This window comes from Streptomyces longispororuber (assembly GCF_014656095.1).
GTDB classification, from domain to species: Bacteria; Actinomycetota; Actinomycetes; order Streptomycetales; family Streptomycetaceae; genus Streptomyces; species Streptomyces longispororuber.
Genome location: NZ_BNBT01000003.1, coordinates 1 through 23,932 on the forward strand (window position 1 = coordinate 1; position 23,932 = coordinate 23,932).

Below are 23,932 nucleotides of genomic sequence, written 5' to 3' on the forward strand. Positions count from 1 at the left end.
GTGAGCTTGGCGTGGGCGCCGGCGCCCACGCCAAGCTCACGCTCGTCGGGGACCGTTTCGGCGGAGTCGCTGCGTCTGGCCCCCTGTTTGGCCCCCATATGGGGTGGCTGACTGTTGTATCTGCCCTATCAGGTGAAGGGCTGGAGAGACCGGGGAGGTGCTTGAGGTCTGGCTCGGTCGGGCCCCGCCGTCGCGCTGTTAGACCGCGATGAACAGCTGCGGAAGATCTTTCAGTTGCCGCCACGAGGTGTTGTAGGCGAGGGCCGGGAGGGCGGTAGCAATGCTCTCCGACGTAGCTTCTGGGCCAGCTACATGCCGTACTCGGTGCCAGAGGTCCTCGCCCCCGTCGCGCCGGAGGTAGTGGTTGTGGAACACGGTGAGGAAGTCGGACCGGACTGGCCCGTGGAACTGCACGCCGTGATGCGTGAAGCGCGTGATGCCCACTCCGCCCTCTCGCCCAGCCTTGACCACCTGAATGCGATCGGCTCGGCCAGCGCTGCTAGCTCGGGGGTCCCGGTGGTCGAGCCCTTCGGCTATGAGGGCCTCGACGTACAGGCCGGCGGTCGGGTGCTTGTACGCGGCAACTGACGGTGCGTATACGGTGGCGCGGCGCAGCTCGTCGCCCTTCTGCCAGACGACGTGGATGTGCTCTTTCCCGTCAGCGCACTTGTCTGGGTGGTAGTTGACGCGCCCCCAGGGTTCGCCGGCCAAGCCAGCGTCGAGGGGCTTGATGATGGCTTCGTCTTCGAGCTGCCGGAAGACAGCGAGGGTGACCTGCTTCTTGCCGATGGTCAGGGCCTGTACCTGGATGGCTGCGGTGGTGATCGTCGCGTTCTGCGGTGTGAGCTGCTTGCCTGTCACTGCATCCTCCCGTTGGTGCTGGCGCCTTCGAGTCGATGCTGGTGGTATTCGCCGTCGGCATCGTCGGTGAATGCGTTGGTGGCGTTGTGGGTGAGCTGCTTGAGAAAGTCGCCGATGTCGTCCCACAGATCGATCCATCCGTCGCTCGCCGGGTAGCCGGCGTGAAGCATGGCCTCGACCTTGCGTCCGCACTCGCCTTTGTGGGCGACGTACAAGGGGGACTGGCTGTGGGTCCGACTGCGGCCGTCTCCGATGGTTGTGGCCCAGGTGACGATGCCTGCGCCGACGACCTGTTGGCGGCATGCGTCGCAGATGAAGGCCGGGCAGTTCATGGCTTCCGGGGGCCCGGATCGGGCGACGTATTCGATCACGCTCTCTCCTGGTCGTTTCGGGTGGGTCTGTGCTGTGACGGTACGACCAACGGGGCTTGAATGTCCGAGAGTTGGATCAGCACGACACGAGGGGACTGGCGGGCGCCGACGAAGACGCAGAGACCCCGGGTAGGCCGTAGGGCGCCCCACATCGCGGGGCGCCCCTGTGCGTTGCTCGTTACGGGAGCTCTGCGACGGTGCCGCTTCGCTTCGTGACGACATGTTCCCGAAGGCCATCAGGCACCTCGTGACCTTGGATCTGCGCCAGCAGTCCTGCTTGTTCGCCTCCGGACACTCCACTGCCGTCGGGGACCTTCAGGGTGCGGTCCACCTCATTTGACCCCCGACTGCCGCCCTCCGGGGCGCAGATTGCTAAGCGAAGGGTGCAGCTCACGGCGCTTTGCGGACGTGTGTTCGGCCATCCGGTCGTGATGCCCGCTCTGACACCTTCTCGCGGGAGCACAAGCCTGGCAGACTGTTACGGCTGCGAGGTGGGGGGTGTGGGACACAGACATGGGGATGTCGGAGTTAAAGGCCGCGCTGGCAGAAGCGTATGCCAATGGCAGCGAGCCGAAATTTATATCCGTTGCTGACAACGGTGACGAGCTCTGGGGTATGGGCAGCGCAATGTTCGTGTTGCCAGCCGTGCCGGCGGGCGCTCCTCCTGAGTTGGAGTACGCGCTTCGAGTTCGTAGAGACGCCGTTCTGTCCGGCACCTGCGAAGAATGTAATGCCTCGCTGGACGCGAACCCGTTTGGGCAGCTTGAAGGCGTTGAAGCTGTGGCCGCAATCATTGCTCACCGCCGCAACTGCCCTGCTTCGGATGAAAATCTCCTGCCGCAACTTCGAGGATTCCGTGAGCGGCGTGGATCCACTTCAGCCGATGACATCTACGCCGCTGCTAGTAAAGCCACGCGGTTGAGAGTGGAGGAGAAAGCGCCTTCACGGCGGATGATCCGCAACAGAAAGTTCGAGACGTGGGGCCGTCGGCTCCTGGATCAAAAGCTTGCGGAGTCGACAGCGAAGTGTGGCCACTTGCACGTGGATTCGGCTCAGACCTGGAACATCCTGCTCGGTGACACAAGATGGTGGTGTAACCAGTGCTGGGAATACCAGGGTCAGGAAATCGTTCGCGGAAATTCTCCTCTTAGCATTCAAGAGGATTTTACGTGCGACCATTGCCGCACTGTGAAAAATGAACTTGAGCCGTTGATTCTTCGCATCGGGACTTTTGTTCTGCATGGCGGATTGTGTCGAACCTGCTCAAAGCGTAGCATGGAGACCACCGAGAAGCCGCGGAGGAAGAGAAATGGGGCCAAGCGTAGAGGACGTCGATGAGTCGGCACTCAATGAGGCTCAACGGGTCCTCGGTACTACAAACCGTCGCGATACAGTAAATGCAGCACTCCGGGAAGTTGCGCGTCAAAAGCTCGTCGACGATTTCCTTGAGTTCATGTCTTCAAGAGATCCGGAAGAGCTTGAAAGGCTACGGAACGAGGCGTGGCACTAGATCCGTTGTACATGGTGGACAACAGTGCGATGAACCGGTATAAGCACGCCACTGTTGCCGCCCGGCTTGAGCCTTTGATTCGCGGTGGAGTTGTTGCCACTTGCGGAGCATTGGACATTGAGGCGCTTTATTCTGCGCAGAGTCCGGCTGAGTATGAGCGGATTCGTGCAATGCGTGGCGCCGCCTTCACGTACGTCGAAACAGAAGAAGACGACTGGCAACAAGCGCTCAGTGTTCAGCGTGAACTCGCCGCGAAATCACAGCACAGAGGCCCTAAGGTTCCGGACCTGGTGATCGCTGCCGTCGCTCAACGATATGGGCTCACGCTCCTCCACTACGACTCGGATTTCGATCGCATCGTAGAATTTACCGGCCAGAAAGGTGAGTGGGTGGTGCCGCGCGGTTCTGTTCCTTAACGTTGATCCGCTCAACGGAGCTTGTTTTGCCCCATCACTGCGGCAAGAATCCTGGTTTTTCTTGTCCAAGAGTGCTTAGTCGCGCGAGGTAGTCCTGTGCCGCAGGCTCGGAGCTGTACCGACGCCGCATCTCGGCGGCGAGTTCGCGGCTGGTCATGATCAGCGACGGCACGGACTGACGGTCCCCTTCGAGAGCCCGCTCACCCATGATGAGTGCCTGCTCCAAGTCCCCTTCACGCGCCGCCGTGACTCCCAGCGTGACCCGCGCTTCCGCGTTCCGCATCGGGGAACGCTCGGTGCCGTCGAAATCTGTTCCTGCCCTCAGCACCTCTTCGGCGAGCGTGCGTGCAAGCTTGTCTTCGCCGACAAGGCGGTAACAGTCCATTGCGTAGAAGTCGAACTTGGCTGGGTCCACCACGAAGTGGTTGTCCAGGTTCCCGGGGTACGGCATTCCTTCGAGCAACCGTCGCCCCTTGTCCAAGGCCACCTCGACTTGCCGGCGGTCGCCGATCCGCGCCCACGCCTTGGCCTCCTGCGCCGCGAGCTGCACAGCCACGCCATGGTGCTGCGCCGTCTCAGCGCCGGCCTGCGCCGCCGCGATGACGCCGCGATAGTCGCCGGTCGTCAGGGCGAACCATGCCCGCATCTCGTAGGCCCACCCCGCGACCTCCGCATGGTCGGCCTCGGTCGCCAGCGAGAGCGCCGCCTGTCGCGTCGACTCAGCCGCGTGGCGGTCGCCCGTGTCGTACTCGACGCAGCCGACCAGTAGCGCGAGCCACCCTGACAGCGCGAGAACCTCGCGGTGCTGCGCGAGCGTGAGGCTCTTCTTGTGGAGATCAACGACGCGACGGAGCCACTGTCGCCCCTCGATGAGGAGCTGCTCGCTCGGCATGAACGGGTACTCCGAGGCGAGCCGGTCTGCCGTAATCCGAAGGGCGTCAAGCGTGGCGTTGTCGACGTCGGACCGGTTGAGACGGCTCACGATCTCCAGCGTCTCCATGCCGGACGCTGCCAGGATCTCCCTGTCTCCGTCGCGCCGCGAGGGCGCCGGGAAGAGCGCGTGCGTCACGGTGCCGAAGAGGGCAGCGATGATCGGTTGGTAGAAGTCGTTCGGCATCTGGCCTGACTCCCAGCGCTTCCACTGCCGAATCATGCTGTCTTCCGCCGGCAGCTCCGTGGGAGCGTGCGCCCGCAGCGCTCTTACGGCGTCACGCTGCGACCAGTCACGGGCCGCTCGTTCGGCAGCAATGCGTCGCGCCCATGCGGGCCTGTCGTCGGTCATGCGCCCTCCTCCGAGTGCCTACTCCGAGTCTCACCCGCGGGCCAGGGGGACAGGGAAGGGGACACAGGGGTGTCACTGGACATGTCCCCACTCCCGCTTCGCCGTCCCCTGGCTGTCACTTACGTCACAACTCCCGTTCTCTGCATGCTGGTTGCAGATCACGCACCACTCGGGGCGGAGCGTTCTTCGAGCGCTGCGACCCGTTCAGCCAACGCCTGAATCTGGGAGCGGATTTCCTTGATGTCGTCGCGCACGTCGCTGCTGGGGGAAGCCCCGTCGCTGACGAAGTTGCCGAGGTTTCCGGCCGACACGATCAACCCTTCGGCCCGGAGCGCGGCCAAGCCGTTCTGGATGGTCTGGCTCGCGAATCCGAAGCGGTCGATCAACTCGCGCTGTGACGGGAGCTTGTCTCCCGGCTTCATTTTCTTGATGTCGTCGCGAAGTGCGTCCGCGACCTGCACCGCTTTCGGCTTCGGCCCTCCTGTGACAGTCATGCTCTGAGCGTACCCACCACAGCGAACTAGAGCGCATCACCTCACAGGGGTTGTGCACCACAGCAGACTAGTACAGGCTAGTCAGTGAGAGCCCGCCCGAGCTTCGGGAGAGCGGCTGCTTGACCTGCACGAATGGTTCGGGACTGCCCGTATGGCTGCCGCTTGCGGCGGTCGGAAGGCGGCTTAGGCCGCGCGCCGCGGGCCCCGGGCTGATCGCACCTTGAGAACTCAACAGTGGACTGAGGATCTACCGCCTGTCCTCAGCGACAAGAAGGCGGCCCGCGCGGAGCACGACCCGCGCCCCGTTCAACCTCGCCGGTTCTCTTCCGGCGCCGGTTGCCTCCTCCGTTCGTCCCGTACGAGCGGGGCCGAGGGGAGCCGGAGCATCCCTTCACTTCCTGGGAGTACTCATGTCTGAAGTTGAGATCACCTCGTTCGGATACCTGCATGACGAACCGCCGACCGCACACCTGACCGTCGACCTGCGCCACTTCCGTGACCCGCACGTGTCGCCGGAGCTGCGGTACATGACCGCCAACGACGAGCCGGTCCGTGCCGCGGTGCTGAGCACCCCGGGGGTCGCGGCCTTGGTTCTGGCGACCGCATCCGCGGTCGAAGCACTCGCATCCGGACCGTCGGCCGGAGTCATCGCAGTCGCCGACGGATGCGCAGGCGGCCGGCACCGTGCCCCGGTGTTCGCCCGCGCCCTTGCCGAGGTGCTGAGCGACGCCGGACACGACGTGACAGTCCACCACCGCGACCTGGACAAGCCCGTCGTCCAGCGTTGAGCCCCACCGCCCCGATGGTCGAAGGCCGGGTTCGACTCCCGACCGGGGCACTCACCCCTGCCGCGCTCGCGGCCGGGGCCCGGAGCAGCCGCCGTCTCACCAACACGCCTGCGGCTCTCCGGCTGCCTGTCCCTCCAACGAGGAGCCCTGACATGCGCACCTTCATTGGCCATCAGCAGGCCGTCTCCACCGATGAGTTCGTGGAACTTGCACTCGGCACTCCGGTCGAACTGTGGCTCGGAGTCGAGGGCGAGACCGAGGAGGAGCGTGCGGCCCGCCTGGATGCGGCCCGCGACATTCTCGCCGACAACCCCGGCCTCGCCGACGACGTGGCCCGGATCGCTGCCGAGGTCATCGATATGCACCCGGAGCTGTTCGACGTCGTTCCGCTGCCGCGCCCCGCCCGGCGCCGTGCGACGCGTAAGGCGGTGGCGGCATGACGACGCAGGCCATCGAGCGTTCGGCCGTGCCGCCGCTGACCCGCCCGGAAACGGGCCTCGCCGGACTGGGTGCGCTCGCCGCGGCTGGAGTCGGCGCGCTCGGTCTGATCTCTTCCTTCGACGCCGTGTCCGCTGCCGCGGCTCGTTGGGGCTTCGGCGAGCCGTGGATGCTGCCGGTCGGGATCGACGTGGCCATCCCCGTCTTCACCGTGGCCAACCTGCTGTTGATCCGCATGGATATGGCGCTGGCGTGGGTGCGGTTCGTGCCCTGGGCGCTCACGCTGATCACGTGCGGGCTGAACATCGCGGCCGGACACTCCCTGTCAGCCAAGGTCGCGCACGGCACGATGCCGCTGCTGTGGGTGGTGTTCTCCGAGATCGGCGCGCACATCTACGCCGTGCGGATCGGCGCCGTCACCGGTCGCCGCATGGAGAAGATCCGGTTTTCCCGCTGGCTGCTCGCCTTCCCCTCCACCTTCGCGCTGTGGCGCCGCATGACGCTGTGGGAGGTCACCTCCTACTCCGAGGCGCTGGCGCGGGAGAAGGAACGGCAGTTGGCCCGCGCGGACTTGCGCGAGCGCTACGGCCGTAAGTGGCGCTCGAAGACCCCGCGGCGCGAGCGGGTGATGCTGCGGATGGGAGAACTGGCCCCTGCCACCGATCAGGAGACGCCCGCACCGCCCCCGGCAGAGAATCCGCCGGCACCCCCGGTCGACGCCAAGCCGCGCCCGCGCCGCCGGGCCCCCGCCAAGGCCAGGGCGCAGCGCACCCTCGAGGAACTGCTGACCGAGGCGCGCACGGTAACCGCTGAGTGGACGGACGCGGAGCTGACCGCGGACCGTCTGCGCACCACGCTGCATGTGTCGCAGGCCAACGCCCGCACGCTGCGCGACGCCCTCAAGAGCGAACGGGCCGACGGCCGTGCGCTGCACTCCGTGGACGCTTGCGACGCAACGGCGTCCGGCGATGGCGCCGAGGGGGTGGCGGCGTGAACACCCTGGCCACGGTTCTGCTGTCCGCGCTGCCGCTCGCGGCCGGGTGGGCGGTGCATGTGTGGTGGCTGCGTGGCTGTCTGAGCACCGCCCGGCGCGACCCGCTCACCGGGTTACGCACCCGCGAGGGCTTCACTCGTCGCGCTCAGGTCCTGCTGAAGGACCCGCGCGCGGTCGTCGTCCTCGCCGACGTCGACAGGTTCAAGCACATCAACGACACCTTCGGGCACGCCGCTGGGGACGCGCTGCTGAAGGCGACCGCCGACCGGCTCGCTCACCACGTCGGTCGCTCCGGCGTTGCCGGGCGGCTCGGGGGCGATGAGTTCGCCGCCGTCTTCATCGACGACCAAGGCACCGCTGGGGACACGCTCGCTGTCCTGCACGGTGTGCTGGCCCGGCCGGTCGGCGGCCAGGACCCGGCCGCACGCACCACCGTCAGTCTCGGCTGGGTACGCGCCGCGGACTTCCCCGCAGACGACCTGTCCGCCCTGCTGCGGCGGGCGGATGAGGCCATGTACGCGGCCAAGCAGGCCCGCGCCGGAATGCGCCGGGCGGGGCTGGGGCGGCTGTTCGCCACCCTCGCCGGACGCCGCGCAGGCCGTACCGGCGTCCGCTCCGATGCTCCGGTCGTCGAGGTGGCTGCCTGATGTCCGCCTACGGCAAGTGCTTCGACCCGACCGGCGACCGATTCGGACTCCCCACCTACCCGTGGCGGTTCGCCCCGGACGGCTACGCCACCCGCCGCCAGCTGCGCGCGGCCGGACTGCGCCCCGGCGGACAGCCGGTCGCGGCTCAGGTGATGCGCCGCCACCGAGGCCGTAAGTCCGGGGTTCAGGTCGCCTACCTCTACCGCGTCGACCGCGCGAAGCCGGTGCGGCCGATGACCTCTCGAAAGTGGGGTGCGCTCGCCCTCGCGATGCTCGCCCGCCGTACCTGCCCGCAGTGCCGCACGGATGCCGGATACGTCATCCCCGTCTCGCTCGGCATGTGCGTGTCCTGCGCCTACCCCGAACCCTGCGAAATGCCGAGGAGTGCCTGAGAGATGGCCAAGCCCAACACGAGCAAGCTGGACCGCGAGATCAAGCTGACGACGCGCAAGCTGGAGGCTGTCCGCAAGGGCGAGATGTGGCCGCTGACCGGTGCCGAGCGGCGCAAGGTCGTGCGGAACCTGGCCGCCGGCGGCTACCGGGCCGCGCGGGGCCGGTCCACCGCCCGCGCCGAACACAACCTCGACTCCGTCGCGGTATCCGTCGTGACCCGACTGGAGTCGGAGCTGAAGGCGTTGCAGAAGGAGCGGGCGCGCGTCGTCGCGGAGGCCGCCACCGCGAAGGCCGCCAAGAAGTCGTCCAGTTGGTGGTGACCGGTGCCCCTAGCGCGCCGCTCGGCGGATACGTCACCGCCACCCTAGGCCGCTCTGCTGGCAACGCGGCTTGATCGCGTGGGGGGTAAGAACTGTACCCCCTCAACAAGGGGGCAGGAATCCTGCCCCTTACCGCCCGGTAGGGCGCGCACCATCACTGCACGGGCCCGGCCGCCCACCTCCTACAGCGTCGGCCGGGCCCTTTTTCCCGCCGTTTCCGGAAGGAAGTCTCAGTGAAGCACCCCGACGACGAGAACGAACTGTTCAACCGACTGGAAGCCGAGATGGCCGCCGACTCCGGCGGCGAGGTGGTCGACCTCGCCAAGGCACGGTCGGCTCGCGCCGAGTCGGCCGACTCCACCACCCGACCCGGCGCCGACAAGTCGCCCGACTCCGACACCGACCCGTCGGGTACCGGGTCGGCCGCCCCGAGTACGGCCGCGCTGGTCGACTCGCCGACCGCGCGGGCGGCCGGACCGGGCTACCTCGGTCGGCTCCAGGGCGCGCGGCGCCGTCCGGTCATCCCGGCGTGGCTGCGGTCGCTGTCGGAGCTGCGGACGGCGTCGGCGTGGGTGGCCCGCCACTACGCCCACACCGTCGGCTACCACGCCCTCCGGGCCCCGGTCTATGCCGCCCGCCTCACCCTCCAGGCCCCGACCGGCGCCGCCCGGTTCGTCGGCGGGACGATGCGGTGGGTGGCCGACCGTGAGGGCGAGCCGGTCCGCCTCGCCGCGGTGCGCCGTGAGGACGCGGCCGACTACCTGAAGCTGTCGCGGCAGCGCGACGGCCGGGTCCGACTGCGCACCCTCGTGACCGTGCTCGCCATGTTCGTCGGTCTCGGCGCGGCGCTGGCCATCTATGTCCTCGCCCCCGGCTGGCTCCAAACGCTGTCGGTCGCCGCGGTCGTCCTCGCCCTGGGCAACGCCGGCCGCCGCGCCGACGCGCCCGTCATCCACCGGGCGGTGGAGCTGCCCAAGGCGACCCGGCTCACGTCCGACATCGTCCTGCGCGCGCTCGGCGCGCTGGGCATCTCCGCGATCAATCAGGCGCAGGCCAAGGGGCGGGACGGGTTCACCTTCACCGCCCCGATCACCCGCGACGGCCCCGGCTGGCGCGCCGAGGGCGACCTGCCCTACGGCGTGACGGTCACCGACATCATCGAGCGGCGCGAACGCCTCGCCTCAGGTCTGCGCCGCCCGCTGAGCTGCGTATGGCCGGAAGCGGTGGCGGAGGAGCACACCGGGCGTCTGGTGCTGTGGGTCGGTGACCAGGACCTGACCAAGGCGAAGAAGCCCGCGTGGCCGCTGCTGAGGGCAGGCAAGGTGGACCTGTTCGCCCCGGTCGCCTACGGCACCGACCAGCGCGGACGCTGGGTGGAGATCACCCTGATGTACATCGCGGGGATCATCGGCGCGATCCCCCGCATGGGCAAGACGTTCCTGTTGCGCCTGCTGCTGCTCATCGCGGCCCTGGACCCGCGTGCGGAGATCCATTCGTACGACCTGAAGGGGACCGGTGACCTGGACCCGGTCGGCGAGCGCGTCGCCCACCGCCACCGCGCCGGGGACGATGACGAGGACATCGAATACGCAGTCAAGGATCTGCGCGCCCTGCGGGAGGAACTGCGCCGCCGGGCGAGGATGATCCGCTCCCTGCCGCGCGATATCTGCCCGGAGTCGAAGGTGACCTCCGACCTCGCCGACAAGAAGAGCCTGGCCCTGCACCCGATCGTGGTCGGGGTGGACGAGTGCCAGGTGTGGTTCGAGCACGACAAGTACGGCAAGGAACTCGAAGAGATCTGCACCGACCTGGTCAAGCGCGGCCCCGCCACCGGGATCGTGCTGTTGCTGGCCACGCAGCGCCCGGACAAGGACAGCATCCCGACCGCGATCAGCGCCAACGCCTCCGCCCGGTTCTGCCTGAAGGTCATGGGCCAGACCGAGAACGACATGGTGCTGGGCACCTCCGCCTACAAGCGCGGGGTGCGGGCCACGATGTTCAACTGGGCCGAGAAGGGCGTGCACTACTTCCTCGGCGAGGGCTCCGACGCCCGTATCGTCTGCTCCACCTACGTCGACGCCCCCACCGCCGAAGCCGTCGCCGACCGCGCCCGCGCCCTGCGCGAAAGCCTCGGTCTGCTGACCGGTCACGCGCTCGGCGAGGACCCCCCCGCCGAGGCAGGCGCGGGCTATGACCTGCTGCGTGACATCCTCGCCGTGGTCCCGGCAGAGGAGCCGAAGGTGTGGTCCGAAACGGTCGTGGCCCGGCTCGCGGAACTGCGCGAGGACGTCTACGACGGCTGGACGCCCGACGCGCTCGCCGCGGCCCTGAAGCCGCACGGTGTGTCCACCATCCAGGTGGGCCGGCGGGTGGACGGCAAGGTGGTCAACCGGCGCGGCATCGACCGCTCCCACATCGTCGCCGCGATTTCGGAGCGTGACGGAAACCGGGACGCGGGATGACTCGTCGGGGCCGCTAGCGCTAGCGGTACACCCCGCTAACGTTAGCGGCCCCGCTAGCGCCCCAAACCCGCTCTGATCAGTCCGCTAGCGGATAGCGGCCCACCTGCGGAAACCTCCGAAAACCCGCTGGGAGGGGCTTTCATGACCCCCGTCCTGCTCGCTATCGCTCTGCCCCTTGCGGTCACCCTCTGTTACGTCAGCGTGTGTGCGGTCTCGCCGTTCGGCAACTGCCGCAAGTGCCGCGGCATGGGCCACGAACTCACCACCGACCGCCAAGGGCGCCTCAAGCGCGGCCAGGACTGCCGCCGCTGCAAGGCGACCGGCAAACGCATCCGCGTCGGCCGCTGGCTCTACAACCGCTGGGCCCGCATCTACCGCGCTGGCACCGACACCCCCCGCCCGGAAGGCTCCCGATGATCCTCAACATCTCCGCCGTGCTGCTGTTCGGCGCCGCCTCCGCCCTCGCCGTCAGGACCAGGGCTGCCGGGGGTGCCGCCGCCACCGCGCTGTTCCTGTTCGGCTTCTTCACCGCCGGGACCGGCGCATACGAGCCCATCCACAACCTCGTCCAGGCCGCCGCCGACGCCCTCGCCGAATTCGGTGACTGACCAGGAAGGACACCCAACATGAACCAGTACCGCCACCCGGCCGCCCGCGACGCGGCGGCTGTGGAAGTCCACCACCCCACCCCGATCACCCCCGCCCACGCGGCACCGCTCATCCCGGCGCAGCCCGCCGCCATCCCGACGGTGACGAGCGTGGTCCTGCCGGACGGCCGGATCGTCACCGGCTACGCCGTCATCCCCACCCAGCCCGAACCGGTCAGGGTCAAGCCACCCGTCTCCCGCGCAGCGGTGAACATCGCCCTCGGGGGCATCGGGTTCAGCGCGGTGTGCGGCGGGCTGTTCCTGCTCACCGCGTTCATCACCGCCCTGACCGCGCTGATCACCCAGCTCGTCATCCTCGCCGCCGTCATCTTCGGCGGCTGGGTGGCCGTGCAGGTGCTCGGAGCGTCCCGCCCGAGCGGCGGGACCACGGTCCAGATCCGCAAGGCCGTCATCAAGCGCAACCACTTCCACGGCTAGCTACGCCCGAGGCGGGCGCCGTCTCACCACAAGCCTGCGCCCGCCCCGGTTCTCCAGTCCCTCCAAGAGAGCAGGAGACGTCCAGCATGACCCAACGAACGTTATTCGGCGAGGGCCGTCCGGCCCATGCCACCCCAACGAGGCGTGGTCGTCCCCGGCCGCGCCTGCTCGATCTGTTCTCGTGCGCCGGCGGCGCCGCCGTGGGCTATGCCCGCGCCGGTTTCGTCGTGGACGGTGTCGACATCGCCGACCGGCCGAACTACCCCTTCCCGTACCACCGGGGCGACGCGCTCGAACGGCTCGCCGCGCTGATCCTGTCCGGGGGCATTGAGCGGTACGCGTTCGTTCACGCCTCCCCGCCCTGCCAACACGGATGCGCCCTGACCGTGGGAACCAACGCCTCCCAGGGATGGGGCGGCACTCACGAAGACCTCGTGGCGCCCACTCGCGACCTGCTCGACAAGACGGGCCTGCCGTACGTCATCGAGCAGCCCAACGGCCGCGCCGAGATCCGGAAGGATCTGACCTTGTGCGGCGAGATGTTCGGGCTTGGGGTCATCCGCCACCGCAACTTCGAGTTGGGTGGCTGGAACATCGAGCGGCCCACTCACGTGCCGCACCGCGGGCGGGTGCGCGGCTACCGGCACGGCCGGTTCTATGACGGTCCGTACGTCGCCGCCTACGGCAGCGGCGGGGGCAAGCCGTCCGTCCCGGAGCTTCAGGCCGCGATGGGCATCACGTGGACCGACGTGCGCGAGGAACTGACTGAGGCCATCCCTCCCGCCTACGCGGAGTGGATCGGGCGTGCCTTCCTCGCCTTCAAGGCGCTGGAGGTGGTGGCATGAACCGTCACCTCCTGTACGCAGCACTGGACGCCGCGGAGCGGGGATGGGCCGTCCTCCCGCTCCGTCCCGGCGACAAGCGTCCGGCCCTTCACGGTGAAGACGTCTGTCCCGGCATCGGGGACTGCGCTGGCGGTCACCGCAAGTGGGAAGAGCGCGCCACCATCGATCCGGACCGCATCCACCGCGCGTGGGGCGACCTGCCGTTCAACGTCGGCATCGCGACCGGTCCGTCCGGGTTGGTCGTCGTCGACCTCGACATGCCCAAGCGGAAGAGCAGTACGGACACGCCTAACGGCGTGACGACCTTCACGGCGCTCTGCGAGCGCGCCGGGCAGGCCGTACCCGCCACCCGCACGGTGCGGACCGCGAGCGGCGGGGTCCACCTGTACTTCACCGCCCCGTCCGGCGTCCGGCTCTGCAACACGGCCGGCCGACTCGGCAAGCGCATCGACACCCGCGCATGGGGCGGCTACATCGTTGCCCCCGGCAGCCTCACCCCCATGGGCGCCTACGCGGTCGTCAACGACTTGCCGCCCGCCCCTCTGCCAGAATGGCTGAGCGCCCGCCTGACGGCTCGTCAGGCTTCGCGGGCACTGATGACTGCACCGTCGGCCGTACGAGCCTCTCGCTACGCGGCAGCGGGCTTGAACGCGGAAACCGCGTCCGTGCGGCATGCTCCGGAGGGCGAGCGCAACGCCACGTTGCTCCGGGCGGCGCGAGCCTTGGGGCGGTTCATCGCGTGGGGCGACCTTCCCAGGGAGCAGGTTGAGGAGGCTCTTCAGTGGGCGGGGGAGCAGGCTGGCCTTTCGCCGCGATCTTGTGAGGCGACCATTCGCAGCGGTCTGAACTGGTCGATTGCCCGCAACGGTCAGCGGAGGGTGGCATGAGCAGCGCGCCCCGCCCCTCACTGAAGAGCCTTCCCGCCACCCCGACCGGCCCGCGCGCTGCCACGCTCGCCGCGCATGGTCCGGCCGTGGGCGAACCGAAAGGCGCCGCCCGCAAGGGGGTCCCTTCTGCTCTTTGTTCTGACCCGCACCGTGGCGACGGACGCTTCCCGGTCGCGTGGCTGTGCATCTGCGCGCCGCGCGGCGCCATACCGACGGCCACCTCGAAGTGCCTGTGCGGGAGGGACCACAGCGCCGTCGGCCACACCAAGGTGCTTGCGCTGATCGAAGCCCACACCGCCCACCGCGACACATGCCCGCTCCGCAGCAACCAGGAAGGGGGGCAGGCGGCATGAACACCAATCCGCCGGCACCCGTCATGGACGGCTCCGCACTGCTCGATGAGGTCGAAGCCTTCCACCGCCGCTTCAACATCTTCCCCCTCGATGCCGCGTACGTCGCCGTGACGCTGTGGGACGCGCACGCGCACCTGCTCGACTGCTTCGACTCCACACCGCGGCTCGCGTTCCTGTCGCCGGAGCCGGGTTCGGGTAAGTCCCGTGCGCTGGAGATCGTGGAAACCCTCGTGCCGCAACCGATGGTCGCGGTCAACGCCTCCGCCTCCGCGCTCTTCCGCGCGGTCTCGGGCATGGAGGGACGGCCCACGATCCTGTTCGACGAGATCGACACCGTCTTCGGGCCCAAGGCCGGAGAGAACGAACAGCTCCGCGGTTTCCTGAACGCCGGTCACCGGCGCTCCGGCGTCATGTGGCGCTGCGTGGGGGACGGCTCCAATCAGCAGGTACAGGAGTTCCCGTCGTTCTGCGGGGTCGCGGTCGCCGGTCTCGGCTCGCTGCCGGACACGATCCTGACCCGCTCCGTCATCGTGCGCATGCGCCGCCGCGCGCCGAACGAGCATGTGGAGCCGTTCCGGCAGCGCATCCACGAGAAGGAGGGGCACGCGCTGCGCGACCGGCTCGCCGCGTGGGCGCAGTCCGTCCGCCACGTGGTCGACGGGGTGTTCCCGGAACTCCCGGAGGGCATCAGCGACCGGCCCGCGGACGTGTGGGAACCCCTCCTGGCCGTTGCCGACGCGGCTGGCGGCGCCTGGCCGGAGCGGGCCCGCGCCGCCTGCATCGAGCTGGTGAACGCGGCGAAGAGCAGCGACAAGGGCAGCATCGGCATCCGCCTCCTCACGGACCTGCGCGACTACGTGTTCAACGGCATCGACCGCCTGCCCACCGTCGCCATCCTCGACAGGCTGCACAGCCTCGAAGAGGCGCCGTGGGCGGACATGAGCGGCAAGCCGCTCGATGCGCGCGGGCTCTCAAGGATGCTGCGGGAGTACATGACCGCGGACAACACCCCCATCGCGGCCCGCAACATCAAGGCAGGCGGAAGCGTCATGAAGGGCTACTACGCGAGCGACCTGCACGACGCATGGCAGCGGTACTGCCCACCCCCCGCGGGAAGTGCGCTACTTCCGCTACCTCCGCTACCGGGCACGTCAGAGCCCTAAAAGCGGTAGCGGATCGCCCTTCCGTATCTGCTACCGCGCCGCCCCATCCGCTACCCGTCCCGCGGCCACGAACCCGGGGCGTTAGCGGCTCCATCCGCTACCCGCACCCCTATCCGCTACCTCGATCATGCCCCTGACCAGGGCGGTAGCGGAGGTAGCGGAAGTAGCGGACCTGACAGGGAGGGGGCCCCGCCCGCCTTCCTGCCTGTCGACTCCAAGAAGAGGAGCCATGAACTCGGGTCAGAAGAATCACGCCCTTCCCCCGACGTACTCACCTGCCCAAATCGCTGAGGCGCTCGACTGCTCGGAGTGGTGGGTGAAGGAACAGGCGCGCCGCCGTCGTATCCCGTTCATCCGGAGCGGCAGCGGCTACCGCTTCACGAAGAGTCATGTGGAGGAAATCTTCCACATTCTTGAGGAGCGGCCCGACCACGTGAACGTCTCGGAGGAACAGGGGACTTTACCTCGGCGACGCTCGCAGGCTCGATCGGGCGTGCCCGTGGTGCACCTCCGGGCGCGTCGCCCACGGCGCGCGCGAAACGCCGCCTGACAAACGAACAGTTCGCAGTGGGTGGGAGTCGGTACGACGACTCCCACCCACTGCTTTGCATTGAGAGGGAGCATGGGGTTCGCGGAGAACCGCGGCACGTACTGGCGTGGCCGCTACAAGATATCGCCGGGCAAGTACGGCACCGTGGCGGACGAGGATGGCAACACCATCCGTTTCCGAACGAAGCGCGAGGCCAAGCAAGCTGGCGACGCTGAAGAAGCGAAGGTGCGGGGCGGCACATGGAAGGACCCGGCGGTTGGACAGATCACCTTTGGTGAGTACGCCTCACGCTGGTACGCGGCCCAGGATCTCGCTGCCTCCACTATGCAGAACTACCGCCGTCACCTCGAAGAGCATTTACTCCCCGAGTTCGAGGACCGGTCACTCGCGTCTATCCAACGCACGGACGTCGACAAGTGGGAGAAGAAGGAGAAGGCGCTCTACGCCGTATCGAGCGTGAAGACGTGGCGGGGCACCCTCCACCTGGTGCTCGAAGACGCCGTCGACGACGGGCTCATAGACGCCAACCCCGCCACGAAGCGTCGCGGCAGGGGAAAGCGCGCTGGGCGTTCGCGTAACCGTGGGCCGGAGAAGGTCGTCACCGATCCGCTCGGCATGCTGCTCTGTGCCGAGCGAGCCTCCCTCCTCTCCGGGCGTGACGATGAATTCGTGGCCCTTGTCACCAAGGGCTACACGGGCATGCGGTGGGCCGAAATCGTGGGCTTGGAGACCGAGTTCATCCGCCCCAAGGCTGTACGCGTGGAATGGCAGCTCTACGAACTCGACTCCGGAGTGTTCGAGCACTGCCCGCCCAAGGACGACAGCTACCGCACCATCGACGCTCCGCCATGGCTCGTTCGTCTGTGGGCCAGCCATATAGCCCGTACGCAGCCGAAGCCCTGCGCCTGCCACGGCAGGACGTACCTGTTCCGAGGACAGGGTGTGTCCCGCACAGGGGAGACCGGCGCGAAGGTTGTGGACGTGGCGAGACGCGCCGGCGTCTCCACCGGCACTGTGTCCAACGTTCTCAATCGGCCGGACGTCGTAGCCGAAGCCACCCGGGCGCGCGTACGGGAGGCCATCGAAGCTCTCGGCTTCACCCGCGGAGGAGGCGCCGTGGACCAGGCCGAGCACTGGCGCCGGAACGGTTTCGCCACGTGGCTCTTCACCCCAGCCGCTTCCGGCTGGTACCCGAAGAAGGCACCCCAGGAAGCGCGGCCCGTACCTGTACTCGCCCAACCTTGGCCCGGTGTCCCTGCGCGGGGGAGAGGCGCCCAAGCCCGCGCTGACTCCTGCTGGGTGCCGATCGCGAAGGGGCTCACCCCCCACGGGCTGCGCCACACGCACAAGACGCGCATGGAGGGGTTCCGTACCCCGCCCAAGCTCATGGATGAGCGCATGGGGCACATCGACGGATCGGTACAGGCGCGCTACACCCACATCACCCGAGAGATGCGCGAGGAGCTGATGGCGAACCTCACCGTTGAGTGGAAGGCGTCCCTGGACGCCCGGTTGGCCATGTGCCCCACGTCGCCGGTCGCGGTGCTCAACGACCTGTTGCATCAGCGTCTTGTGGAGCATCGATAGGTTGACATGGGTCGTACAGAGTGGGGGGGTACCTACCCGAACGGGTAGGTACCCCCCCACTCTGGCGTTGTCTGAGGTTCCTTACGAGTCGGCGCGACGCCCGAAGAGCCCGCCGCCCTGGGTCAGGATTCGTTGCTCGACGTTGACGAGTCCCAGCAGCGCGGCGGACAGGGCAGCTGGCTCAAGTAGCTGTCGGACGTCCTCCTCGCCGATGCGAATCGGTTCATCGTTTTCCGTCTTGCCCACGAGAGTTCCGTTAAGCCGTTGGGCATGCACTACATGTGCGACAGCCTCTTCGCCGTAGACCCGCTGCACCAACTCCTGCACCTTGGTCGGATCGGCCTTCGGCCAGATCTGGTCGGCCCAGTGATTGAACTCCTGTACGAAAACAGGGTGAGCGGAGTTGAGGTACACGACGCCCCGGTACACCGTCTGGTCGATGGTGTGCACATCGTTGGGTACGTACTGCCCCAAGTGCCTGCACTCGTCGGGGTCGAAGCGCTTCCAGATGAACGCAGGGTATCCGCCCCGTACTCGCGAAGGAGACCCCTGCATCGAACCGGCCGTCGCAGGTACCAACACGTGCCGAGGCCCCGACGTTCCGCCCGTGCCTCCAGGCCGCCCGGTACCCCCGGCGGGCCGCGGGCCGCGGGAGCCTGGACTGCCGGCGAACGAGCCAGTCGGATTACCAAGTACCTTGCCGAGAGATGAGCTGAGAACCCGGGATGCCTTGAAGCGAGGGTTCAGCCGGTCGAGGATCCGTGCAAGGTTCTTGGCCATCGACGGGTCCGTCTGGGTGGTGTCACGAGCCCGGGCGGCCTCCCGCGCCTTGGCCAACTCCTCTGGGAAGTTGTCAAAGAAGGCGTCCCCCCACTCTTCCCACGGCAACTCCAGGCCGCCCTTGCCGAAAAGCATGTGGCGGGATGCCTGAGTGATCACACCCCACTGGGTGGGCCGGCTGTCGCTGTAGATCGGCGGGCGGACGATCAGCCAGGTACGTCCCATGATTTCGTCGGTGATGCCGAACAAGCGGTATCGGCTTTTGCTCCGGTCCGCGTGGTAGGCCTCGCCCTGATAGTCCACAACCACGTTGGGGCGCTGGACGATGTAGTCGGAGGTACCGCCGACGGGGTCCTCCGGCTCCGGAACATAGAACCAGTCCACCTCGGTCCCGTGCTCGTCGACGGTGACTGTGCCTGTCACGGCAGCATCAGGGATGTAGTGCCGCAGACCATAGACGCGCCGAGGGCGCCACACCATGGCCCTGCCGTCGGGCAGGGCAACAGTCTTGTCTCGGGTATCCCGACGGTCGCTGCTCCGCTTGGCGTACAGGTCGACGACCGTGGTCTCGATCGGCGTGCCGTCCCTCTTCGGTACTTCGATCAATCGGCTGTTGAGGTACCGAATGAGGTCGTCGACCGTTTCCTTACGGGAGGGCTCCTGATCTCCCATCCACGTGTCGCTGTCGGGGCCCGACCCCAGCAGCACCATGATTGTTCCCGTCGTCATCCACGGGGGACGGATGCGACTCCAGTCGCAGCCGTGTTCATCGTCTATGAACGGCTGCACGACGTCAGTGAGACTGACGAACTCACCGTTCTCGTCCTCGGCGGACCACTCCCTGAGGGCGTAGTTGCCGTCGCCGTCACGGTAGATCCACAGCATGGCGCCGTCCGGAGCTTCGGCTGTGTAGCTGATGACGACGACGCCGTACGGGTTCCATGGCAAGACTGATGACTTGAAACCCTGACCGAAGTTGCCGTCAACACCGATGGGCTTACCGCCGCCGCCGAAGGTCGTGAGGAAGACCTTGAGGTCCTCCGGACGCATCCCGGTGCCGTTGTCCATGATCGTGCGGCGGAGAACGCCCTGTCGTTCTGCGGCCTGCTCCTCGATCCCGAAATGGATGATCGACGCGCCGCTCTCCTCGGAGTTCTTCCACGCCTCTCGCGCCCACTGGTAGGGCCCGCCGGCTTCGTACGCCTGGCGGATGAGATGGGGTGTGGCCTCTGTGGGCACATGTACGTACCTGGGCATGTCTGCCCCCTTCTCTCCTAGAACCGCAGCCCTAGAAGTCCCGACAAGAGCGGTAGCCCTTGTCGGGATCACCCTACTCGTCCCCCTATGGGCGGCGCGACTGAATTAGAGAACGGGTGAGGGAGAGGTGCTTGGTGACGTCTCGATCGGCGGCCCTGGCAAGGATGTGTTCAAGATCTTCTCCCAGATTTCTCCCGAGAGGCTTCGGAAACCACTCAGGGGCCCGACCCGCGATGCGGATCAGGCCCCTGATCTGGTACTTCACTGTCGGGGTGGCGGGATTTGAACCCACGACCTCTTCGTCCCGAACGAAGCGCGCTGCCAAGCTGCGCCACACCCCGATGTCGATGCTCCGCTGCCTGTCAGCTCTGCTGTGCAGGTCGCGGCGACATCGATTACTTTAGCGGACCGGCGGCCGGAGACGAAATCCGGTTTCCCGGCGGGGCCGGGTCAGGTCCACTCGGAGCGCTCCGTGAGGGTCAGGAGTGTGGCCTCGGGCGGGCAGGCGAAGCGCAGCGGGGTGTAGCGGCTGGCGCCGCAGCCCGCCGAGACGTGCAGGTACGAGGTGTGGCCCCCGGCCTGGTGCGTGGAGAGGCCCTTCACGCGGTCCGTGTCCAGGTCGCAGTTGGTGACCAGGGCCCCGTAGAAGGGGACGCAGAGCTGGCCGCCGTGGGTGTGGCCGGCCAGGACCAGCGGGTAGCCGTCCGCGGTGAAGGCGTCCAGGGAGCGGATGTACGGGGCGTGCACGACGCCCAGGGAGAAGTCGGCGGCCTCGTCGGGGCCGCCCGCCACCCGCTCGTACCGGTCCCGCTTGATGTGCGGGTCGTCCAGGCCCGTGAACGCGATCTCGTAGCCGTCGATCTTGAGGCTGCCCCGGGTGTTCGTGAGGTTCACCCAGCCCGCCGCGTCGAAGCCGTCGCGCAGGTCCTCCCACGGGTTGTGGATCACGCCCACGGCGGGCGGGTTGCCGTTCAGGCCGTGGCGCCCCTGCACCTTCTCGAGCAGGTACCGGGCCGGGTTGCGGAGCTTCGGGCCGTAGTAGTCGTTCGAGCCGAAGACGTACACCCCGGGGAAGGCCATGAGCGGCCCCAGCGCGTCCAGGACCTCGGGGACGCCCTCCGGGTCCGACAGGTTGTCGCCCGTGTTGATCACGAAGTCGGGGCGCAGGCCCGCAAGCGAGCGCAGCCAGCGCTGCTTCCTGCGCTGGCCCGACACCATGTGGATGTCCGAGACCTGGAGGACGCGCAGGGGGCGCATCCCCGGCGGCAGCACGGGGACGGTCACTCGCCGGAGGCGGAAGAGGCGGGTCTCGATGCCCGCCGAGTAGGCGATCCCGGCCGCGGCCGTCGCCGTGATTCCCAGAGGTACTGCGTATCGCGCGCGCATACCTCCATCGTGTCAGACCCCGTACGCCCTCCGGACGGCGAGCCCCGGGAGACCAACCCGGTACGAACCCGCGCCCGGCGCCCGGCCCCGGCCCGGAAATGAAGGGGCCAACCGCCCTGCCCACCTGCCACAATTGCCGCATGACCACGCTCAAGTCGAAGCTCAAGGACGACCTCAACGCCGCGATCAAGGAGCGCGATGAGCTGCGCTCCTCGACGCTCCGGCTGACCCTCGCCGCCGTGACGAAGGAGGAGGTCGCCGGCAAGGAGAAGCGCGAGCTCTCCGACGACGAGGTGCAGAAGGTGATCACCCGCGAGGCGAAGAAGCGCCGCGAGGCGGCCGAGGCCTTCGCGCAGGGCGGCCGCCCCGAGCAGGCCGAGCGCGAGCGCGCCGAGGGCGAGGTCCTCGCCGCGTACCTGCCCAAGCAGCTCTCCGACGACGAGCTCGAGCAGATCGTCGCCGCCGCCGTCGCGGAGGCGAAGGGCGCGGGCGCGGAGGGCCCCAAGGCCATGGGCCAGGTCATGAAGATCGTGAACCCGAAGGTGGCCGGTCAGGCGGAAGGCGGCCGCGTCGCCGCCACGGTGAAGCGCCTGCTCGCCGGCGGCTGATCCGCGTTCCCTTCCCCGTCCGCTTCCCTTTCCCTCTACTCGTACGAGTTCCCTCTACTCGTACGAGTTCCCTCTACTCGTACGTGAACGGGGGCGGCCCCGAGCCCAAGAGCTCGGGGCCGCCCCCGTAGACGTAACGGAAGCCGTATCAGCGGGGTCAGTCGCCCCGGCCGCCGAAGCCGTCCCCGCCGCCGATCACGCCCGGCCACGGGCTGCCGTTGCCATCTCCGTTGCCATCTCCGTCGCCGTCGCCGTCGCCGTTGCCGTCGCCGTTGCCGTCGCCCGGCTTGTCGTCGTCCCCGTCGCCGCCCCGGCCGCCGTCATGGCCGTCGCCGCCGTCGCGGCCGTCGTCGCCGTCGCCCGGCAGGTGCACCCGCTCGAAGCCCGGTGCGGGCTTGCCCTCCAGGGCGCCGCTCATCGCGTCGCGCCAGATCGGGCCGGGGACCTCGCCGCCGAAGACGCGGGCGTAGGGGCGGCCGCCGATGGAGATGTCGATCATCTTGCGCTCGTGGGCGGGGTCGCCGACCCAGACCGCGCCGGACATGTTCGGGGTGTAGCCCGCGAACCAGGCGGCGTACCGGAAGTCCGTCGTACCGGTCTTGCCCGCGCTCGCGCGCGAGCCGAGGCCCGCCTGGCGGCCGGTGCCGTCCTCGACGACGCCCCGCAGCAGCGTGTTCACCGTGTCGGCGGTCCGCTCCGACATCGCCCGCGAGCACTTCGACTTCGGCACCGGCAGGGACTTCCCGCCGATCGTCCTGATCGACTCGATGGCGATCGGCGTGCAGTACACACCGCGCGCGGCGAACGTCGCGTACGCGCTCGCCATCGTCAGCGGCGACACCTCCTGGGTGCCGAGCGCGATCGACGGGGCCTGGTCCATCGGCTTGCCGTCGGCCCGCTCGACGCCCATCTTGCCGGCCAGCTCCGTGACCGGGCAGATGCCGATGTCGTCGATCATCTGCACGAAGTACGTGTTCACGGACTTCGCGGTGGCCTCCCGCAGGCGGTAGGGGCCGACCTCGGACTCGTTCTCGTTGGTGAGCTTCTGCCCGCCGGTGTTCACCCAGGTCTTGCCGTCGCAGGCCGAGATCCGCTCCGGGTACGGCATCTCGTACGGGGCGGAGTAGCGCTTGCCCGCGGACATGCCGCGCTCCAGGGCGGCGGCCGCCACGATCGGCTTGAAGGTGGAGCCCGGCTGGTAGCCCGCGCCGCCGCCCATCGCGCGGTCGACGGACAGGTTGATCTCGGTCTCGTTCTTGCCGTAGCCGAAGGGGCGGGACTGGCCCATGCCGAGGATCTTGCCGCTGCCCGGCTCGACGATGGTCGCGGCGGTGGCCACGTCGTCGGTCTGGTAGACGTGGTCCTTGATCGAGTCCTGTACGGAGCGCTGGGTCTGCGGGTCCAGGGTGGTCCTGATCCTGAGGCCGCCACGGTTCCAGAGCTTGGCGCGGGCTTCCCTGGTCTTGCCGAAGACCGGGTCGTTGAGGAAGACCTTCTCCACGTACTTGCAGAAGAACCCGGCGCCCTTCACGGCGGTGATGCAGCCGTTCTTCGGGCGGCTCACGTTCAGCTTGAGCGGGCTGCGCTTCGCGCGGTCGGCCTCGGCCTGCGAGATGTCGCGGGTCTCGGCCATGCGCTGCAGGACGACGTTGCGCCGCTGCTTGGCCTCCGTGGCGTCGTTCACCGGGTCGTAGCGGCTCGGCGACTGCACGATGCCCGCGAGGAGCGCGGCCTCCTGCAGCTTCAGGTCCTTGGCGTGCTTGGAGAAGTACCGCTGGGACGCCGCCTCGACGCCGTACGCCTGCTGGCCGAAGTACGTGATGTTCAGGTAGTTCTTGAGGATCTTCTTCTTGCCGAGCTCCTCCTCGACCTGGATCGCGTACTTCAGCTCGCGGATCTTGCGGCCGAGCGTCTGCTGCGTGGCCTCGGCGACCTTCGCGGCGTCGTCGCCGGCCTCCTCCACGAAGACGTTCTTCACGTACTGCTGGGTGAGCGTCGAGGCGCCCTGGGAGACGCCGCCGCTCTGCGCGTTCTGGTTCAGGGCGCGCAGGATGCCCTTGAGGTCGACCGCGCCGTGCTCGTAGAAGCGCGAGTCCTCGATCGCGACGATCGCCTTCTGCATGTACGGGGAGATGCGGTTCAGCGGGACCACCGTGCGGTCCCGCGAGTAGACCGTGGCGATGGGGCCGCCCGCGGCGTCCAGGATGGTGGTGCGCTGGCTCAGCGGCGGCTGCTTCAGATTGGCCGGGAGCTCGTCGAAGCCCTCGACCGAACCCTTGGCCGCGAGGCCGATCACCCCCACGGCGGGCAGCGCGATCCCGGCGAGCACCGCGCCCGCGAGCACGCTGACGCCGAGGAACTTGGCGGCCTGCTGCGCTGGGGAGAGGCCGCCCCCCGATCGCTTGTTTCCCATGGGTGCAGCCTAATCCGTAGATAAGGGCGTTCCGAGGGAGCA

The 23,932-nt window shown here is 68.1% G+C and carries 27 protein-coding genes and 1 tRNA gene; 20 read left to right on the plus strand and 8 right to left on the minus strand.

Going from position 1 to position 23,932, the window contains the following annotated elements; translation table 11 throughout:
* Positions 1–198: 198 nt before the first annotated feature.
* Positions 199–861: a hypothetical protein gene (locus tag IE330_RS01340; protein ID WP_190133929.1), complete on the minus strand. Its 663-nt coding sequence runs from the start codon at positions 859–861 to the stop codon at positions 199–201.
* The gene (locus tag IE330_RS01345; RefSeq protein ID WP_190133930.1) at positions 858–1,232 is read right to left on the minus strand and encodes a hypothetical protein; all 375 of its coding nucleotides are present in this window, start codon (positions 1,230–1,232) and stop codon (positions 858–860) included. Before IE330_RS01345 ends, IE330_RS01340 begins: the two co-directional genes overlap by 4 nt.
* Before the next feature lie 519 nt (positions 1,233–1,751).
* On the opposite strand from IE330_RS01345, the gene IE330_RS01350 reads away from it, so the two are divergent.
* From IE330_RS01350 to IE330_RS01360, 3 genes are read left to right on the plus strand one after another with little or no spacing between them, the layout of a single operon-like run.
* On the plus strand, positions 1,752–2,570 hold the full coding sequence (locus IE330_RS01350) for a hypothetical protein (RefSeq protein WP_190133931.1): 819 nt from the start codon (positions 1,752–1,754) through the stop codon (positions 2,568–2,570).
* Positions 2,542–2,742 carry a type II toxin-antitoxin system VapB family antitoxin gene (locus tag IE330_RS01355; RefSeq protein WP_190133932.1) on the plus strand — a complete coding sequence of 67 codons (201 nt, stop codon included), beginning with the start codon at positions 2,542–2,544 and terminating at the stop codon, positions 2,740–2,742. Before IE330_RS01350 ends, IE330_RS01355 begins: the two co-directional genes overlap by 29 nt.
* Before the next feature lie 11 nt (positions 2,743–2,753).
* Complete coding sequence (locus tag IE330_RS01360) at positions 2,754–3,158, plus strand: PIN domain nuclease (protein WP_190133933.1); 405 nt, start codon at positions 2,754–2,756, stop codon at positions 3,156–3,158.
* A 34-nt stretch (positions 3,159–3,192) separates the two neighbouring features.
* Here the strand turns inward: IE330_RS01360 and IE330_RS01365 are convergent, their stop codons facing one another.
* Together IE330_RS01365 and IE330_RS01370 are read right to left on the minus strand one after the other, a co-directional pair.
* Positions 3,193–4,440 (minus strand): NsdA family TPR-like regulatory protein, encoded by a 1,248-nt coding sequence (locus tag IE330_RS01365; RefSeq protein ID WP_190133934.1) that lies wholly within the window; start codon positions 4,438–4,440, stop codon positions 3,193–3,195.
* Between the two features lie 158 nt (positions 4,441–4,598).
* Positions 4,599–4,934 (minus strand): GntR family transcriptional regulator, encoded by a 336-nt coding sequence (locus tag IE330_RS01370; RefSeq protein WP_229925259.1) that lies wholly within the window; start codon positions 4,932–4,934, stop codon positions 4,599–4,601.
* Positions 4,935–5,344: 410 nt separating this feature from the next.
* Here IE330_RS01370 and IE330_RS01375 point away from each other — a divergent pair, with 410 nt between their 5' ends.
* From IE330_RS01375 to IE330_RS01450, 16 genes are all read left to right on the plus strand, one after another.
* On the plus strand, positions 5,345–5,722 hold the full coding sequence (locus IE330_RS01375; protein ID WP_190133935.1) for a RapZ C-terminal domain-containing protein: 378 nt from the start codon (positions 5,345–5,347) through the stop codon (positions 5,720–5,722).
* 152 nt (positions 5,723–5,874) lie between these two features.
* Positions 5,875–6,162 (plus strand): hypothetical protein, encoded by a 288-nt coding sequence (locus IE330_RS01380; protein WP_190133936.1) that lies wholly within the window; start codon positions 5,875–5,877, stop codon positions 6,160–6,162.
* A complete protein-coding gene (locus IE330_RS01385) occupies positions 6,159–7,154 on the plus strand; it encodes a DUF2637 domain-containing protein (RefSeq protein WP_190133937.1) in 996 nt (331 codons plus the stop codon). The genes IE330_RS01380 and IE330_RS01385 overlap by 4 nt, the downstream gene beginning before the upstream one ends.
* The gene (locus tag IE330_RS01390; protein ID WP_190133938.1) at positions 7,151–7,801 is read left to right on the plus strand and encodes a GGDEF domain-containing protein; all 651 of its coding nucleotides are present in this window, start codon (positions 7,151–7,153) and stop codon (positions 7,799–7,801) included. Before IE330_RS01385 ends, IE330_RS01390 begins: the two co-directional genes overlap by 4 nt.
* Positions 7,801–8,193 carry an RRQRL motif-containing zinc-binding protein gene (locus IE330_RS01395; protein ID WP_190133939.1) on the plus strand — a complete coding sequence of 131 codons (393 nt, stop codon included), beginning with the start codon at positions 7,801–7,803 and terminating at the stop codon, positions 8,191–8,193. The genes IE330_RS01390 and IE330_RS01395 overlap by 1 nt, the downstream gene beginning before the upstream one ends.
* Positions 8,194–8,196: 3 nt before the next feature.
* Positions 8,197–8,514 (plus strand): hypothetical protein, encoded by a 318-nt coding sequence (locus tag IE330_RS01400; protein ID WP_190133940.1) that lies wholly within the window; start codon positions 8,197–8,199, stop codon positions 8,512–8,514.
* Positions 8,515–8,747: 233 nt separating this feature from the next.
* On the plus strand, positions 8,748–10,976 hold the full coding sequence (locus tag IE330_RS01405) for a cell division protein FtsK (protein ID WP_190133941.1): 2,229 nt from the start codon (positions 8,748–8,750) through the stop codon (positions 10,974–10,976).
* A gap of 141 nt (positions 10,977–11,117) precedes the next feature.
* Positions 11,118–11,393 (plus strand): hypothetical protein, encoded by a 276-nt coding sequence (locus IE330_RS01410; protein ID WP_190133942.1) that lies wholly within the window; start codon positions 11,118–11,120, stop codon positions 11,391–11,393.
* Positions 11,390–11,584 (plus strand): hypothetical protein, encoded by a 195-nt coding sequence (locus IE330_RS01415; RefSeq protein ID WP_190133943.1) that lies wholly within the window; start codon positions 11,390–11,392, stop codon positions 11,582–11,584. The genes IE330_RS01410 and IE330_RS01415 overlap by 4 nt, the downstream gene beginning before the upstream one ends.
* Positions 11,585–11,602: 18 nt before the next feature.
* Positions 11,603–12,061, plus strand: a complete 459-nt coding sequence (locus tag IE330_RS01420) for a hypothetical protein (RefSeq protein ID WP_190133944.1) — start codon at positions 11,603–11,605, stop codon at positions 12,059–12,061.
* A gap of 86 nt (positions 12,062–12,147) precedes the next feature.
* Positions 12,148–12,906, plus strand: coding sequence for a DNA cytosine methyltransferase (locus IE330_RS01425; RefSeq protein ID WP_229925260.1), 759 nt, complete (start codon positions 12,148–12,150; stop codon positions 12,904–12,906).
* On the plus strand, positions 12,903–13,793 hold the full coding sequence (locus IE330_RS01430; RefSeq protein ID WP_190133945.1) for a bifunctional DNA primase/polymerase: 891 nt from the start codon (positions 12,903–12,905) through the stop codon (positions 13,791–13,793). The genes IE330_RS01425 and IE330_RS01430 overlap by 4 nt, the downstream gene beginning before the upstream one ends.
* Complete coding sequence (locus tag IE330_RS01435) at positions 13,790–14,146, plus strand: hypothetical protein (RefSeq protein ID WP_190133946.1); 357 nt, start codon at positions 13,790–13,792, stop codon at positions 14,144–14,146. The genes IE330_RS01430 and IE330_RS01435 overlap by 4 nt, the downstream gene beginning before the upstream one ends.
* Positions 14,143–15,309: a DUF3631 domain-containing protein gene (locus IE330_RS01440; protein ID WP_190133947.1), complete on the plus strand. Its 1,167-nt coding sequence runs from the start codon at positions 14,143–14,145 to the stop codon at positions 15,307–15,309. Before IE330_RS01435 ends, IE330_RS01440 begins: the two co-directional genes overlap by 4 nt.
* Before the next feature lie 229 nt (positions 15,310–15,538).
* Positions 15,539–15,859, plus strand: coding sequence for a helix-turn-helix domain-containing protein (locus IE330_RS01445; protein WP_190133948.1), 321 nt, complete (start codon positions 15,539–15,541; stop codon positions 15,857–15,859).
* Positions 15,860–15,931: 72 nt separating this feature from the next.
* Positions 15,932–17,446, plus strand: a complete 1,515-nt coding sequence (locus IE330_RS01450) for a LacI family DNA-binding transcriptional regulator (RefSeq protein WP_190133949.1) — start codon at positions 15,932–15,934, stop codon at positions 17,444–17,446.
* 81 nt (positions 17,447–17,527) lie between these two features.
* Here the strand turns inward: IE330_RS01450 and IE330_RS01455 are convergent, their stop codons facing one another.
* The 3 genes from IE330_RS01455 to IE330_RS01465 form a co-directional block, all read right to left on the minus strand.
* The gene (locus IE330_RS01455; RefSeq protein WP_190133950.1) at positions 17,528–19,483 is read right to left on the minus strand and encodes an ATP-binding protein; all 1,956 of its coding nucleotides are present in this window, start codon (positions 19,481–19,483) and stop codon (positions 17,528–17,530) included.
* Positions 19,484–19,750: 267 nt separating this feature from the next.
* A tRNA-Pro gene (locus IE330_RS01460) sits at positions 19,751–19,824 on the minus strand.
* A gap of 109 nt (positions 19,825–19,933) precedes the next feature.
* Positions 19,934–20,869 carry a metallophosphoesterase gene (locus IE330_RS01465; protein WP_190133951.1) on the minus strand — a complete coding sequence of 312 codons (936 nt, stop codon included), beginning with the start codon at positions 20,867–20,869 and terminating at the stop codon, positions 19,934–19,936.
* Positions 20,870–21,009: 140 nt separating this feature from the next.
* Between IE330_RS01465 and IE330_RS01470 the strand changes: the two genes are divergently transcribed.
* Entirely contained in the window at positions 21,010–21,477 is a 468-nt protein-coding gene (locus IE330_RS01470) for a GatB/YqeY domain-containing protein (protein WP_190133952.1), read from the plus strand.
* Positions 21,478–21,634: 157 nt separating this feature from the next.
* Here the strand turns inward: IE330_RS01470 and IE330_RS01475 are convergent, their stop codons facing one another.
* Entirely contained in the window at positions 21,635–23,890 is a 2,256-nt protein-coding gene (locus IE330_RS01475; RefSeq protein ID WP_190133953.1) for a transglycosylase domain-containing protein, read from the minus strand.
* Between the last annotated feature and the right edge of the window lie 42 nt (positions 23,891–23,932).